Here is a 14677-nt window from a genome sequence, read left to right as displayed (position 1 = left end):
TGACCGTCCGTCGCTTGCCGGGCGTCGCGACCCGGGCCGCGTTGATCGGCGGCGGCCGTGGGTAGAGGCGGCCGATGTTCGACGACTTCGCGACCGGCATGATCGACGTGGGCGAGACTGAACTGTTCGTCCGGTACGGCGGCTCGGGCTCGCCCGTCCTGCTGCTCCACGGCCACCCCCGTACCCACGCGACCTGGCACCGCGTCGCCCCCCTCCTGGCCCCGCACCACACGGTGGTCTGCCCCGACCTGCGCGGGTACGGCCGCTCGGGCAAGCCGCCCACCACCCCCGACCACGCGCCCTACTCCAAGCGCGCCATGGCCCGCGACATGGTCGCCCTCATGCGCTCGCTGGGCCACGAACGGTTCGCCGTCGCCGGCCACGACCGCGGCGCCTACGTGGCCCACCGCCTGGCCGCCGACCACCCCGACGCCGTCACCCGCCTGGTCGTGATGGACGGCATCCCCATCGGCGAGGCGCTGGCCAGGGCCGACGCCCGGTTCGCCGCGTCCTGGTGGCACTGGTTCTTCCTCGGCCAGACCGCCAAACCCGCCGAACGCGTCATCAACGCCGACCCCGACGCCTGGTACGAGGGCACCGCCGAGCAGATGGGCCAGGAGGCGTACGAGGACTACCGCCGGGCCGTCCACGACCCGGAGACCGTGCACGCGATGTGCGAGGACTACCGCGCCGGCCTGACCGTGGACCGCGCGGCCGACGACGCCGACCGCGCCGCCGCCCGCCGCCTCACCTGCCCGACCCTGTTCCTCTGGACGTCCAAGGACGACATGGAGGACCTGTACGGCGACCCGCTGGCGATCTGGCGCACCTGGGCCGACGACGTGACCGGCCACCCGATCGACAGCGGCCACCACGTGGCCGAAGAGGCCCCGGACGCCCTCGCCGCCTCCCTGCTGACCTTCCTGCACGAATGACGACCTCACGGACCCGCCGCCTCCCGCTCAGCCCACGTCAAACCCCCGACGGGTCCGCGCAGAGCGCCAGGAGCCGGTCCATCGCCTCCTGCCGCGGCAGGTCCGCGCCACGCCGGTACGCCTCCAGGTAACCTGCGTCGCCGAGCCGCCCGGTCAGGACGGGAACCAGCCGGCCCAGATCGGGGTCGCCCTCGTCGAAGACGCCCCTGATCACGTGGCTCATGCCGAGCGCCGTCGCGGCCCCCGCATGGTCGCCTTCCAGCCCGAGCAGCCTGGCCACCAGCTCCGCGCCCCGGGCCATGGCGTTGGCGTTGGTGTTCCCGAGCACACCGCGCAGCGCCCGGGGCAGCAGCTCGCGCGCCCCCTCCGCGGCCCCCTCGGTCACCAGGACGGCCATCCGGGAGGACACGATCACGTCGCCGTTCAGCGCGGGCGGGCCGGGCAGCCGGTGGGCGACCGCCTCCAGCTCGTCCACGGCCTGATGGGCCCGGTCCAGGTCGCCGGCGTGGCGGTGCACCTCGGCGAGCGGGAACAGCATGCTGGCCTCCAGCCTCCGGTGGCCGTGCTCGCGTCCCTGGCGCCGCGCGGCGTGGACGTCGTGCAGCGCGCCGTCCAGGTCGCCGCCGCGCATGCGGTTCTGGGCGAGATGCGACTTGGTGATGAAGAGGTGTTCCTCGGTGCCGAGCTCGGAGGCGACCGCGACGGCGCGCTCGCAGGCCGCGACCGCGCTGTCGTGCTCGCCGCGCAGGCCGTGGACGCGGCTCTGCCGTACCAGGCTCATCACCAGCCCCCAGCGGTCGCCGACCTGCTGGAACAGGCGCAACGCCGCCTCCCTGTGGCCGGCGCCGGTCTCCTGGTCACCCTGTTCCGTGAGGCGGAAGTCGTAGGCCCAGTGGGCGCTGGCGCGCACCCAGGGGTCGGGGGAGTCCAGGGCCTCCAGGTCTCCGGCGTCCTGGGTGGTGAGCTTGGAGAGGCGGAGCAACGGCAGCGCGTTGTGGTACTTCGTCACCCCGGGACGGCTGAGGTTCTCGCGGACCTCCTGCCCGCCTCGCCGGCCCGCCGTCGACCGCACCACCTCGAAGGCGGTACGCGCGTCCGCCGGCAGCTCTTCGCCGAACGCCAGCACCTCACCCAGGAACGCGTCGGACTCGGTGGACATCCCGCGCATGCCCCAGTACCAGATCATGGACCTGACGAACCGGGCGGACGTGGCCGCGTCGCCCGCCTCAATGGCCGTCCGCAGCACGGCGACCAGGTTGTCGTGCTCGGCGTCGAAGACCTCGACGGCCCGCAGCTGGTCCCGGGTACGCAGCAGCGGCTCGTTCTCCTCGGCCAGCGCCAGGAAGTAGTCGCGGAACCGGTCGTTGATCGGCTCGGCGAGCCGGTCCGCCGCGTAGGCGCGGACGGTCTCCAGCATCCAGTACCTGTCGCCGTCCTGCTGGATCATGGACTTCTCGACCAGTGCGCTCGCGACGTACACCATGTCGGCGGCGGACAGGGACGCGTCGGAGCAGATCTCCTCCAGCGCGGCCAGGTCGGCGCCGCCGGGGAAGGCGGCCAGGCGGGCGGCCAGCACCCGTTCGGGCTCCTCCAGCAGGTCCCAGCTCCACTCCACCAGCGCGAGCAGCGTGCGCTGACGTGGCAGCGCGGTCCTGCTCCCCGAGGTGAGCAGGCGGAACCGATCGTCCAGACGCCGGGCGATCTGCGCCACGCTCATCGCCCGCAGCTTGGCCGCGGCCAGTTCGAGCGCCAGCGGCATGCCGTCCAGGCGGCGGCAGATCTCCACCGTGTGCCCCAGCGTGGCCTGGTCGAGCGCGAACCCCTGGCGCACCCTGCCCGCCCGCTCGACGAACAGCCGCACGGCGTCCGACTCGGCGGCCTCGGCCAGGTCCGCGTCCGCCACGGGCAGGTCGAGCGGGCCGAGGTGGCACAGGGCCTCGCCGTTGATCGCCAGCGCCTCCCTGCTGGTGGCCAGGACGCGCAGCTGCGGAAGCCGGCCGAGCAGCTGCTCGGCGAGCTGCGCGGCCGCCTCCACCAGGTGCTCGCAGTTGTCCAGCACCAGTACGGCCGGGCCGACGTCGAGCTGGGCCGCCAGCCGGGCCGTGGCGGGAGCCTGCGGCTTGAACCCGCCCTCGAACAGGCCGCCGCAGGCGCTGAGCACCGCGTCCGCGATCTGGTCCGGCTGGGTGACCCCGGCGAGCGAGACGAACCACGTGCGCTCCTCGACGTGGTCGGCGGCCTCCATCGCCAGCCTGGTCTTGCCCGCGCCACCCGGTCCGACGATCGTCACCAGCCGGGCGCCGGCCAGCAGCCGGGCGAGCTCGCCGAGCTCACGTTCCCGGCCGACGAAGGTGGTCAGCCTGGCCGGGAGCCGGCTGGGCGCGGACGGTGGCCGTACGGCCGGACGGTTCAGCTCCCCGCGCAGCAGGGCGAGGTGGACCGCGCGCAGCTCGGGCGAGGGATCGACGCCCAGCTCGTCGCCGAGCCTGCCGCGGACCTCGTCGTACACCGCCAGCGCCTCCGACTGGCGCCCGGCGGCCGACAGGGCCCGGATCCGCAGTTCGGCCAGCCGCTCGCTCAGCGGGCGGGCGACGGCCGCGAGACGCAGGTCGGCCAGCACCTCGGAGTGGCGGCCGAGCCGCACCTCCGCGTCGAAGAAGTCCTCGGCGACGGCGGCGCGCAACTCCTCCAGCCGGGCCGCCACATCACGGGCGAACGCGGCCTCCAGCACGTCCGCCAGCGCGTCGCCCCGCCATTGGTCCAGAGCGGTCCGGAGCAAGGCCGAGGCTTCCTCCGGCCTGCCGGCCGCGAGCTCCCGCCTGGCCTGCCCGGCAAGCTGCTCGAACCGATGCGTGTCCACGTCCTCGGGACGCACCGGCAACCGGTATCCACCGGCCACCAGCTCCACGGACTCCGGCCCGCCCAACATCCTGCGCAGCCGCGAGACCAGCCCGTGCAACGCGTTGGCGACCCCGGCCGGGGGCTCCTCGCCCCAGATGCAGTCGATCAGAACGTCCGCCGGCACCGGCCGTCCGGCCTCCAGCGCGAGCCGCGTCAGCAACATCCGCAGCCGCGCGCCGGGGAGGTCGATCGGGGAGGCGTCGTCGGACGTGGCCGCAACAGGACCAAGGAGGGAAATCTGCACCCGGCCACCTTCCCACCTGCCCCTCCCCGAACAACCGCCGCACCCCGCCTCACCGGACGGGCTCCCACAGGACGTAGCCATCGCCACGATGGCGACCAGGGTGGACGGCGTGCTCCCCTCAGATGCGGTCCGCCTCGGCCGTGAAGCCGCTCGGCGCCTGGCGTCGTCGGGCGTCTGCGAGGTCAGGCCCGGCCTGACCGACAAGGAGTTCGCCTGGATCGAGAAGGAATACGGCATCGAGTTCGCCGACGACCACCGGGCCTGTCTCGCCGCAGACCTTCCCATCAACTCCGCCCGGCCGGACGAAGGCGCCACATGGGAACGCCCCTGGCCGGACTGGCGCGAGGGCGACGAGGAGGAGCTTCGCCAGCACGTCGGATAGCCTGTGCGGGTGGTTCTGCAGGATGTGGAGCGGGGCGACTGGTTGAGGTCGTGGGGAGCACGGCCGGAGAGCGATGAGCAGGCGTTACGCGTCGCGGCACAAGAGCACTGGAGGCCCGCCCGTTCCTGTGATGTTTGCGCTGGTCAGTGACCTGAGTCGCTGATCAAGATTGTGTGCCCCCTGTAGGATTCGAACCTACGCACCCGGCTCCGGAGGCCGGTGCTCTATCCCCTGAGCTAAGGGGGCGACGAGTGATAAGGCTATCAGCATCCGGAGACCACTCGGCACCAGATAACGCTCCCTGAACGCATCCCGCGAAAACCCCACGTGACCGCCCCGCTACGGGCTAGCTTTGCGCCCGTGAGCGACGTTCTTGGCAAAGTACTGGTCGTGGATGACGACGAGGTCATCCGGCAGCTCATCGCGGTCAACCTGAACCTGGAGGGGTTCGAGGTGTCGACCGCCACCGATGGGCAGGACTGTCTGGATCGGGTGATGGACGTCATGCCGGATGTGATCACGCTCGACGTGATGATGCCCTGCCTGGACGGGTGGGCGACGGCGGAGAAGTTGCGTACGGAGGAGGCGACCAGTCACATCAAGGTCGTCCTGATCACGGCGCGGGCGCAGGACGATGACCGGAGGCGTGGGCTGGGGATCGGGGTCGACGCGTACCTGACCAAGCCGTTCGACCCGGCCGAGCTCATTCAGGTGGTACGGGAACTCGCTTCCGGGGCTCCGAGTTGATGGGGTTGTAGAAGGCGCTGGGGCGGAGTGCCGGAGGTGGTGAAGAGCGGCGGGGTGGCGCCGCTCGGGCCGCGTCCGGGTGCACGTCGGCGGCGACGACCATCGACGTGAGAGGTACGACGTGCGTAGTTCGATCTTTGGCAACCTCGATGCCCAACCGCTTCCCGGCGGGTTCGCGCTGGAGAACCGCAAGATGTTGCGGGTTCAGTTGCCACATGAGGTGCTGGCCAAGCAGGGGTCCATGGTCGCCTTCCAGGGGCAGATGGACTTCGACTACGAGGGCGCCGGCGGGATCGGCCGGTTGCTCAAGAAGGCCGTGACGGGGGAGGGCACCTCCCTGATGCGGGTACGCGGCCAGGGGCTGCTCTATCTGGCGGACAATGCCGACGACATCCACCTTTTCTACCTGGAGAACGAGGGGCTGACGGTCAACGGGCGGAACCTGTTGGCGTTCGGGCCGGAGCTCCGGTGGGACATCCAGCGGGTTCAGGGGGCCGGGGTCGCGGCCGGCGGGTTGTTCAACACCACGGTGACCGGCACCGGGTGGGTGGCGGTGACCACGCACGGTACGCCGGTGCTGCTGGACGTGGCGAGGATGCCGACGTTCGTGGACGGGCAGGCGGCGGTGTGCTGGAGCACGGGGTTGCAGGTCGGGGTCAACCGCACGATGAAGGCGGGGGCGTTGATCGGGCGGGGGAGCGGGGAGGCCATGCAACTGGCGTTCCGGGGGCAGGGATTCGTGCTGGTGCAGGCCAGCGAAGGGGCGCCGGTGGTGCAGGCGTCGTGAGGCATGCGCGGCCGTGAGGCATGCGCGGCCGACGGTGGTGCAGCTGTCCGGCCGACTTGTACGGCTGCCGGGAAGCTTGTGCGGTTGCCGAGGAGGCAGTGGCCTGCGGCGGCGGGGAGGCTTGTGCGGTTGCCGAGGAGGCAGTGGCCTGCGGCGGCCGGGGAGTGCGTGTGGGCGCCGAGGGCAGGTGCCGGTTCTACGTCAGGTGGCGGTTCGGGCGTGGACAGGTAATTAGCTAATTGCCATACTGGCTCGGTGGATGTGGATCTGGTCAAGGCGCTGGCCAGCGACAAACGGCTGCTCATCCTTGAGTGGCTGCGTGACCCCGAGCGGCACTTCCGCCCACAGCGCGACGGCGACCTCGTACGGGACGGCGTCTGTTCGCTGTTCATCGCCGAGAAGCTGGGCGTGAGTCAGCCCACCTGCGGCGAGCACCTCAAGGTGCTGGCCAAGGCGGGGCTGATCCGGGGCACGAAGATCAGGCAATGGGTCTTCTACCAGCGCGACGAGGACCGGATCGCCAAGGTCAAGGAGATGTTGAGCAGTGACTGGTGACTCGGCCGACGCCTACGAACGTCTGATCGCCGATCTCGATGCCGGCGGGGCGCGCTACCGGGTGATCGACCATCCGGCGGAGGGCCGTACCGAGCTGGTGAGCGCCCTGCGGGGGCACGGTGTGGAGCAGGCGGCCAAGTGCCTGATCGTGATGGTCAAGGTCGGTAAGAAGGTGACCCGGCACGTGCTGGCCGTCATGCCGGGGGATGCGCGGCTGGATCTGCAGGCGGTCAAGGGGTTGTTGGAGGGCACGTACGTGGCCTTCGCGGACAAGGACAGGGCGGAGGAGCTGGCGGGGAGCGTCAGCGGGACGGTGTTGCCGTTCAGCTTCGACCCTCGTCTTGAGCTGGTGGTCGATCCTTCGCTGCTGGAGCTGCCGGAGATCTACTTCAACGCCGCGCGGCTCGACCGGTCGCTGGTGCTGGCCACCGACGACTACGTCCGGCTGGCCGCGCCGCGCGTGGCCACCATCGTGGCGGCGCCGGTGCCGGCCGCCAACTGAGCCCCTGCGGGGGTACCGCCCGCCGACAAAGACCGCGTGTGGGTACCGGCAACCAACCGGGCCTCAAGCGCGGGCGCAGGTGGCGGTTGGTGGGGTGTTGGTGGTGGTCCAGGAGGAGAGGAAGCCGAAGGTGGTCGTGGCGCCGGGGGCGAGGGCGCCGTTCCAGGTCTCGTTCCTGACCTGCACGGACGAGCCCGTCTGCGTGAGCCGCCCACCCCACAGCCGGCTGACCGCCTGACCGTCGGCGAACGTCCAGCCGACGTCCCAGCCGGTCACCGGGGAGGCGCCGGTGTTCGTGACGGTCACCTCGCCCTGGAAACCGCCCTGCCACTGGCCGGTGATCCGGTAGGCCGCCGCGCAGTCACCGCTCCCCGAGGTGGGGTGGGGGAGGAAGGCCCGGAGAGGGCGGCGGTCAGGGCCGGCTACCAGGCGTCGGACATCTTCTGGTCGCCGGAGGCATTCGGGTGCACGCCGTCGTAGGTGTCGGTGCCCGTGCTGAAGCCCGTCCACTGGTCCACCACCGTGACGGGGGACTGGGCGGTGGTGGTGGCGGCGGCCCAGGCGGGGACGGCGTTGTCGAAGGCCACGACGCGTTGCGCAGTCGGCGCAGGTGGCCGGGTTCATCGGGATGATCTTGGCGACGAGGATCTTCATGTCGGGGTTGCTCGCCCGCATCTGGTTCACCAGGGTGGTGAACGCGCCCAGGATCGTCGCGGGGGCGATGTTGCTCCACACGTCGTTGGTGCCGAGGTGCATGACGACGATGTCGGGCCTGGTGGCCGGGAGCCAGCCGGGCAGCAGGCCCTGGTTCGCGATGTTGGTGGCCAGGTAGCCGCCGTGACCCTCGTTGTCACCGTCGTGGGCGACGTGGTGAGGACGAGCACCGCGCCGGCCAGTGCCAGCATCGCCGTCAGTAAGGCGCTGATCCTGCGCATGTCCACTCCCGTCGCGTGGCCTGCGCAGATGGTAGGAGCGGGCGGGGGGAGACGGGGAAGGCGGCCGTCCGAACGGAAGGCGGCGACCTGCGGGAACGTCCCCTACACCGATGTGACTTTCACGATCGCGAGCGGGCAGGGCCCGTGGTGCAGCATGCCCTGGCTGACCGAGCCGATGAGCATGCCCTTCAGCGTGCCGTGCCCCCGGCTGCCGACGACCAGCAGGTCGGCCCCGGACGCCGCCTCGCGCAGCACCTCGACGGGATGGCCGTGCACGACGTCCTCGATCACCTCCACGCCGGGATGGCACTGCCGGGGTATGGCGAGGAACGTCCGCAGGGCCTCGCGGGTCTCGCGTTCGGCCTCAGGATCGGCGGGGTCGAAGCCCGAAGCGCGCGGCCAGGCCCAGGCCTCCACCGCGCGCAGGCGGGCGCCGCGCAGCTCGGCCTCGGCGAAGGCGAACTTCAGCGCGCGCAGGCTCCCCTCGGAGCGGTCCACACCGACCACCAGTTCCCCGCGCGGAACGGCGGGCGGGTCGCGGACCAGGACGACGTCCGTGTGGGCGTGCGCGGCCACCCCGTGGGCGACCGAGCCGAGCAGCAGCCCACGGACGCCGCCCAGGCCACGACTGCCGACGACGAGCAGTTCGGCCTGCTCGGCGGTCTTGATGAGCGCGGCGCGGGGATCGCCGGGCACGAGTTCCGTGGTCACGTCGGCGCCCTGCTCGCGGGCGTGCCGCTCGGCGGCCGCGAGCACTTCCTTGGCGCCGTCGCGCATCCACTTGCCCACCTCCGCGTACCGGCCGGAGATCGGGTGGCAGACCCAGTCGGGCACCACGTGGGCCACGGTCAGCGACACCCCGCGCAGCACTGCCTCCTTGGCGGCCCAGTCGACGGACAGCAGTCCGGTCGGCGAGCCGTCGACACCTGCGACGATCATGGTCAGGCCACGTAACATTCCACTTCGGCGCGGCGGTACGCCAAGCCCTGTCTGGTGGACTCGTCGATGCACGCGCGCTCGGTCCTGCTGAGGAGTAGTTCGCCGCAGACCGTCACGCCGGAGTACGTCCGGCAGTCGAGTGAACGGTTGCGCCGGCCGATGCGGTAGTTCTCCTGGACCGCCTGCCTGCACTTGGTGCGCAGGGCCTGCGTGTCGGCGTAGCGGCACTGGGCGGTCAGGATCCGGTACTGCTGCTTGCTCACTTCCTGCTGCTCGATGCCGTCCCCAGAGGCGGCAGCCGGTCCGATCGTGGTCAGAGCCACGATCGCGGCCACAGCGGCGATCTTCATCATAGTTCCCCTGAGGGGGTCCGTACCGCCAGGGGCGATCGTCAAACCTTAGGCTGATCACCATGCTGACGCTCCGGTACGACGAGCCCGCCCCCGACTGGGAAGGACACGTCCTTCCGATCGGCAACGGAGCGCTCGGCGCGTGCGTGTTCGGGACCCTCGGGACGGAACGCGTCCAGCTCAACGAGAAGTCGTTGTGGACCGGCGGTCCGGGCAGCGCGGAGCCCGGCGCGTCGGGGAACTGGCCCGAGGAGCGGCCCGGCGCGCTGGACGCCGTGCGCCGGCTGATCGACGAGCGGGGTTCGGCCGCGCCGGAGGAAGTGGCCGGAATCCTCGGAAACCCGTCCTACAGCACTGTGGGGCACATCCCCGGGTTCGGGGCGTACCAGAACTTCGGTGAGCTGCTGCTCGACGTGACCGGTGGTTTCTCGGGCGGCTACCGGCGCACGCTCGACCTGGAGACGGCGGTGGCCGCCGTGACGTACGAGGACGCCGACGGCGTGGTGCTCACCAGGGAATATTTCGCCTCGTACCCGGCGAAGGTCATCGTCGGACGGCTGACGGCGGCACGCCCGGGGCGGGTGGGGTTCACGTTACGGTTCGGCACAGCGCACCCAGGCGGGGAGGAAGTGACCGCCGAGGCGGGACGGCTGCGCGTCCGGGGCGTGCTGGCCGACAACGGCCTGGTGTACGAGGGCCAGGTCCAGGTGCTGACCGAGGGCGGCACCCGTACGGACGAGGGCGGCCGCGTCGTCGTGACCGGCGCCGACAGCGCGGTGTTCGTGTTCTCGGCGGGCACCGACCACGCGCCCGTCCATCCCGGTTACCGGGGCCCGGACCCGGCGGCGCGGGTCACGGCGGCCGTGGACGCGGCGGCGCGCCGGCCGTACGGGGAGCTGCGGGCCGAGCACGAGGCCGACCACCGGGCGCTGTTCGGCCGGGTCCGCCTGGACCTTGGCCAGATCATGCCCGACCTGCCGACCGACCGCCTGCTGGCCGGCTACGGAGGGGTCGCGAGCCCGTCCGACAAGGCGCTGGAGACGCTGTACTTCCAGTACGGCCGGTACCTGCTGATCGCCTCCTCCCGCCCCGGCTCACTGCCGGCCAACCTCCAGGGGGTGTGGAACGCGTCCAACTCGCCGCCCTGGGAGTCCGACTACCACACCAACATCAACCTCCAGATGAACTACTGGGCCGCCGAGCCGGCGAACCTGGCCGAGACGGCGGTGCCGTACCAGGAGTTCGTGGCGGGGCTGCGCGCGCCCGGACGCGAGACCGCCAGGTCGATCTTCGGCACCGAGGGGTGGGTGGTGCACTCCAACACCAACCCGTTCGGGTTCACGGGGGTGCACGACTGGCCCACGTCGTTCTGGATGCCGGACGCGGCCGGCTGGCTGGTGCGCCAGCTCTACGAGCGTTACCTGTTCGACGGCGACGAGGGTTACCTGCGCGGGCACGCCTACCCGGCGATGCGCGAGGCCGCCGAGTTCTGGCTGGCCAACCTGCGTCCCGACGTGCGCGACAGCAGCCTGGTCGTCTCGCCCGCCTACTCGCCCGAGCACGGCGACTTCACCGCGGGCGCGGCCATGCCGCAGCAGATCGTCCGGGACCTGTTCGCCTGCACGGCCGAGGCCGCGCGGACGCTCGGCGTGGACGCCGAGTTCGCCGGACGGCTGCGCGCGGCGGCCGACCGGCTCGATCCCGGGCTGCGCGTCGGCTCCTGGGGGCAGCTCCAGGAATGGAAGGCCGACCTCGACGACCCCGCCGACCGGCACCGGCACGTCTCCCAGCTCTACGCCCTGCACCCCGGCACGCAGCTCACCGCTCCCGAGCACTTGGCGGCGGCGCGCACGACCCTCGAAGCCCGCGGCGACGGAGGCACGGGCTGGAGCATGGCCTGGAAGGTCAACTTCTGGGCCCGGCTCAAGGACGGCGACCGCGCGCTGAGCATGCTGAGCGGGCAATTGCGGTCCAGCACGCTGCCGAACCTGTGGGACACGCATCCGCCGTTCCAGATCGACGGGAACCTCGGCTCGACCGCAGGGGTGGCCGAGATGCTGCTCCAGAGCCACGCCGGCGTCGTCGAGCTGCTGCCCGCGCTGCCGTCCGCCTGGCGCGCGGGCTCCTTCGACGGGCTGCGCGCCCGCGGCGGCTTCACGGTGGGGGTGACCTGGACGGACGGCGTGCCGGCCGAGGTCAGGCTGACGTCGGCGCGCGGCGGGACCGCCCGGCTGCGCGGCCCCGGGTTCGCGCTCGACCTGGAGACTAGGGCAGGGGAGAGCTACGCGCTGTCGCCAGCACGCTGAACCAGGTGCGGTGGGTCACGCTCGACTCGTGCCAGGCGACCGCGAACCCGGCCGAGTCCAGCGCCGTGAGCAGGTCGCCGGCGTCGCGATGGACGAACCAGCGCTCGTACTCGGTCCGGTAGGGCACCGGCTCCCACCCCTCGCTGTCGCCCAGGGCGGTGGTCAGCGCGAGCACCCCGCCGGGGCGCAGTGTCGCGTGCCAGGCGCGCAACGTCGACTCGGTCTGCTCGGACGGCACGTGCACGAGGGCCGCGGCCGACCAGATGCCGTCCAGGGACGCGGGCGCCAGCGGCGGGTGCCGCAGATCGCCCAGGACGGTGGGAACGCCTCGCCCGGCGGCGAGAGCGGCCATCCCGATCGACAGGTCCACGCCCACGGTGGACAGGCCGCGTCCGGTGAACCAGGCCGACTCGCGCCCGGGACCGCACCCCAGGTCGGCGACCGTGGCTCCGGCGGGAAGGGATGAGGCGAACCGTTCGCGGAAGGCCGCGAACGAAGGAAGAGGGGCGGCGAACCGCTCGTCGAACTGGTTCGCGATGACGTCGTAGGTGGCGGTCGTGTGCGCAATGGGATCAGACATCCCCTTGATCCTGCCACGCGCGAGGTTATGATCGCGGTGACCAACGCGGGAGCCCGGTGTGGACCGGGCTGAGAGGACGGCTGCCAGCCGCCGACCGCCAGAACCTGCTCCGGATAATGCCGGCGAAGGGAGTTTGCGCGATGAGCGACGCGCGCTTTTCCAAGATCCACATCGGTGACCTCCAGGTGCCCATGCGCGAGGTCAGGCTGTCGAACGGCACGTCGGTGCGGCTCTACGACACCTCAGGGCCGTCGCGTACCGACCGCTCGGCGTGGGGGTCCCCGGTCACCCAGCTCGGCGCCGCGCGGCGCGGGGTGGTCACCAAGGAGATGGAGTTCGTGGCCGTCCGGGAGGGCATGGCGCCCGAGTTCGTACGGCAGGAGGTCGCGGCCGGCCGGGCGGTCATCCCCGCCAACGTCAACCATCCCGAGTCCGAGCCGATGGCCATCGGCAGGAACTTCCTGGTCAAGATCAACGCCAACATCGGCAACTCAGCCGTCACCTCCTCGATCGAGGAGGAGGTCGAGAAGATGACCTGGGCCACCCGCTGGGGCGCCGACACGGTCATGGACCTGTCCACCGGGCCGAACATCCACGAGACCCGCGAGCAGATCATCCGCAGCTCGCCCGTACCGGTCGGGACCGTGCCGATCTATCAGGCGCTGGAGAAGGTGGGCGGGCGTCCGGAGGCGCTGTCGTGGGAGGTCTACCGCGACACCCTGATCGAGCAGTGCGAGCAGGGCGTCGACTACGTGACGGTGCACGCGGGCGTGCGGCTGGCGCACGTGCCGCTGACCGTCCGCCGCAGGACCGGGATCGTCTCGCGGGGCGGTGCGATCATGGCCGCCTGGTGCCTGGCCCACCACCGCGAGAGCTTCCTGTACGAGCACTTCGACGAGATGTGCGCCCTGCTGGCCCGCTACGACGTGACGTTCTCGCTGGGCGACGGCCTGCGCCCGGGGTCGATCGCGGACGCCAACGACGAGGCCCAGTTCGCCGAGCTGCGCACCCTGGGCGAGCTGACCAAGGTCGCGCACGCGCACGACGTGCAGGTGATGATCGAGGGCCCCGGCCACGTGCCCATGCACAAGATCAAGGAGAACGTCGACCTGCAGCGCGAGCTCTGCGACGACGTGCCGTTCTACACCCTCGGCCCGCTCGTCACCGACATCGCACCCGGCTACGACCACATCACCTCGGGCATCGGCGCCGCCATGATCGCCTGGTACGGCACCGCCATGCTCTGCTACGTCACCCCCAAGGAGCACCTGGGCCTGCCGAACCGGGACGACGTCAAGACCGGCGTGATCACGTACAAGATCGCGGCGCACGCGGCGGACCTGGCCAAGGGCCACCCGCAGGCCCAGGCGTGGGACGACGCGCTCTCGGACGCCCGGTTCGAGTTCCGCTGGGAGGACCAGTTCGACCTGTCGCTCGACCCGGACACCGCCCGCGCCTTCCACGACGAGACCCTGCCCGCCGCGCCCGCCAAGACCGCGCACTTCTGCTCGATGTGCGGCCCGAAGTTCTGCTCGATGAAGCTCAGCCACGAGGTACGGGCGGGCATGGCCGACAAGGCGGCCGAGTTCACCCGGAAGGGCGGCACGATCTACCTGTAGCCCGCTGCGGTCAGCCGGGCAGCGTCTCGCCGCCGATCGGGGCCAGCACCTCACCCGTGTAGTACGAGGACAGCCGGTCGGCGGCGAAGAACACGTACGAAGGGGCGATCTCGTCGGGGTCGGCGGCCCGCTTCATGGGCACCTGCGCGCCGAACGTCTCCACCTTCTCCTCCGGCATCGTGGCCGGGATCAGCGGCGTCCAGACCGGGCCGGGGGCGACGGCGTTGATCCTGATGCCGCGTTCGACCAGATTCTGGGCCATGGAGTAGGTGAAGGCGTTGATCGCGCCCTTCGTCGCGGCGTAGTCGATCAGATTCCTGTTGCCGCGCAGGCCGTTGATCGAGGAGGTGTTCACGATCGCGCAGCCCTCCCGCAGGTGCGGCAGCGCGGCCTTGGTGACGCGGTAGTAGCTGTGGATGTTGACCGCGAACGTGTGCTCCCACTGCTCGTCCGGGAGCTCCTCCAGGGAGTCCACCGGCGCCTGGTAGGCCACGTTGTTGACCAGCACGTCGAGGCCGCCGAGCTCGGCGACGGCCTGCTCCACGACCGCCACGCAGTGGTCGCGGTCGGCCAGGTCGCCGGGCAGTAGGACGCAGCGCCGCCCCTCCCGCTCGACCAGGCCGCGGGTGTGGTTGGCGTCGTCGTGCTCGTCGAGGTAGGCGATGGCGACGTCCGCGCCCTCCTTGGCGAACGCGACCGCCACCGCCCGGCCGATGCCCGAGTCACCACCGGTGATCAGCGTCCTCTTGCCCGCCAGCAGGTTCCTGCCCTCGTAGCCGCGCATCTCGTCGCGCGGCTCGGGGGACATGTCGCCCGTACGGCCCGGGTACGGCTGGCTCTGCGGTGGTGGTGTGTCTGACATGTCCGGCGGTCTTCCCCCGGCGGGGTATCGGTA

Annotated in this window: 14 protein-coding genes, 1 tRNA gene, 2 pseudogenes and 1 riboswitch; of the genes and pseudogenes, 8 read left to right on the top strand and 9 right to left on the bottom strand. The window is 71.4% G+C overall.

The features are described 5' to 3' along the window. Window positions 1-74: 74 nt before the first annotated feature. Entirely contained in the window at window positions 75-935 is an 861-nt protein-coding gene (locus AB0J97_RS17235) for an alpha/beta hydrolase (protein WP_364089396.1), read from the top strand. Window positions 936-972: 37 nt separating this feature from the next. Here the strand turns inward: AB0J97_RS17235 and AB0J97_RS17230 are convergent, their stop codons facing one another. Further along, window positions 973-4080: a BTAD domain-containing putative transcriptional regulator gene (locus AB0J97_RS17230; protein ID WP_364089393.1), complete on the bottom strand. Its 3108-nt coding sequence runs from the start codon at window positions 4078-4080 to the stop codon at window positions 973-975. A gap of 109 nt (window positions 4081-4189) precedes the next feature. Here AB0J97_RS17230 and AB0J97_RS17225 point away from each other — a divergent pair, with 109 nt between their 5' ends. Further along, the gene (locus AB0J97_RS17225; RefSeq protein ID WP_364089390.1) at window positions 4190-4462 is read left to right on the top strand and encodes a hypothetical protein; all 273 of its coding nucleotides are present in this window, start codon (window positions 4190-4192) and stop codon (window positions 4460-4462) included. A 174-nt stretch (window positions 4463-4636) separates the two neighbouring features. On the opposite strand, the gene AB0J97_RS17220 is transcribed toward AB0J97_RS17225, so the two are convergent. After that, a tRNA-Arg gene (locus tag AB0J97_RS17220) sits at window positions 4637-4708 on the bottom strand. Window positions 4709-4822: 114 nt separating this feature from the next. Between AB0J97_RS17220 and AB0J97_RS17215 the strand changes: the two genes are divergently transcribed. The 4 genes from AB0J97_RS17215 (at window position 4823) to AB0J97_RS17200 (ending at window position 7053) form a co-directional block, all read left to right on the top strand. Next, window positions 4823-5209, top strand: a complete 387-nt coding sequence (locus AB0J97_RS17215) for a response regulator (protein ID WP_352349704.1) — start codon at window positions 4823-4825, stop codon at window positions 5207-5209. A gap of 121 nt (window positions 5210-5330) precedes the next feature. Continuing rightward, window positions 5331-5996: an AIM24 family protein gene (locus AB0J97_RS17210; protein WP_357694780.1), complete on the top strand. Its 666-nt coding sequence runs from the start codon at window positions 5331-5333 to the stop codon at window positions 5994-5996. A 255-nt stretch (window positions 5997-6251) separates the two neighbouring features. Continuing rightward, complete coding sequence (locus tag AB0J97_RS17205; RefSeq protein WP_357694782.1) at window positions 6252-6551, top strand: winged helix-turn-helix domain-containing protein; 300 nt, start codon at window positions 6252-6254, stop codon at window positions 6549-6551. Further along, window positions 6541-7053: a YbaK/prolyl-tRNA synthetase associated domain-containing protein gene (locus AB0J97_RS17200; protein ID WP_364089385.1), complete on the top strand. Its 513-nt coding sequence runs from the start codon at window positions 6541-6543 to the stop codon at window positions 7051-7053. Before AB0J97_RS17205 ends, AB0J97_RS17200 begins: the two co-directional genes overlap by 11 nt. 63 nt (window positions 7054-7116) lie before the next feature. Here the strand turns inward: AB0J97_RS17200 and AB0J97_RS17195 are convergent. The 5 genes and pseudogenes from AB0J97_RS17195 to AB0J97_RS17175 all read right to left on the bottom strand — a co-directional run. Beyond that, window positions 7117-7401 (bottom strand): annotated as a pseudogene (locus AB0J97_RS17195) (cellulose binding domain-containing protein); the annotation flags it as partial. A gap of 74 nt (window positions 7402-7475) precedes the next feature. Continuing rightward, entirely contained in the window at window positions 7476-7640 is a 165-nt protein-coding gene (locus AB0J97_RS17190) for a hypothetical protein (protein ID WP_364089563.1), read from the bottom strand. A gap of 43 nt (window positions 7641-7683) precedes the next feature. Continuing rightward, window positions 7684-8016, bottom strand: a pseudogene (locus AB0J97_RS17185) (GDSL-type esterase/lipase family protein); the annotation flags it as partial. A 74-nt stretch (window positions 8017-8090) separates the two neighbouring features. After that, on the bottom strand, window positions 8091-8927 hold the full coding sequence (locus tag AB0J97_RS17180; protein ID WP_364089382.1) for a universal stress protein: 837 nt from the start codon (window positions 8925-8927) through the stop codon (window positions 8091-8093). A gap of 2 nt (window positions 8928-8929) precedes the next feature. Beyond that, a complete protein-coding gene (locus AB0J97_RS17175; protein ID WP_364089379.1) occupies window positions 8930-9277 on the bottom strand; it encodes a hypothetical protein in 348 nt (115 codons plus the stop codon). A gap of 62 nt (window positions 9278-9339) precedes the next feature. Here AB0J97_RS17175 and AB0J97_RS17170 point away from each other — a divergent pair, with 62 nt between their 5' ends. After that, window positions 9340-11583: a glycoside hydrolase family 95 protein gene (locus tag AB0J97_RS17170; protein WP_364089376.1), complete on the top strand. Its 2244-nt coding sequence runs from the start codon at window positions 9340-9342 to the stop codon at window positions 11581-11583. Here the strand turns inward: AB0J97_RS17170 and AB0J97_RS17165 are convergent. Further along, window positions 11543-12163, bottom strand: coding sequence for a class I SAM-dependent methyltransferase (locus tag AB0J97_RS17165; RefSeq protein WP_364089373.1), 621 nt, complete (start codon window positions 12161-12163; stop codon window positions 11543-11545). The two genes, AB0J97_RS17170 and AB0J97_RS17165, sit on opposite strands and share 41 nt — an antisense overlap. Before the next feature lie 35 nt (window positions 12164-12198). Further along, a riboswitch (TPP riboswitch) is annotated at window positions 12199-12311 on the top strand. Between AB0J97_RS17165 and thiC the strand changes: the two genes are divergently transcribed. Beyond that, window positions 12304-13782, top strand: coding sequence for a phosphomethylpyrimidine synthase ThiC (gene thiC / locus AB0J97_RS17160; protein WP_364089370.1), 1479 nt, complete (start codon window positions 12304-12306; stop codon window positions 13780-13782). Its footprint overlaps the riboswitch before it by 8 nt. 10 nt (window positions 13783-13792) lie before the next feature. On the opposite strand, the gene AB0J97_RS17155 is transcribed toward thiC, so the two are convergent. Then, window positions 13793-14644 (bottom strand): SDR family oxidoreductase, encoded by an 852-nt coding sequence (locus AB0J97_RS17155; protein ID WP_364089367.1) that lies wholly within the window; start codon window positions 14642-14644, stop codon window positions 13793-13795. Window positions 14645-14677 lie beyond the last annotated feature (33 nt).

It is taken from the genome of Nonomuraea sp. NPDC049607, from assembly GCF_040675375.1.
In the GTDB taxonomy this organism is placed as follows: Bacteria; Actinomycetota; Actinomycetes; order Streptosporangiales; family Streptosporangiaceae; genus Nonomuraea.
Note: the sequence above shows the minus strand (reverse complement) of the source record. Positions and strands in the feature narration are given on the sequence as shown.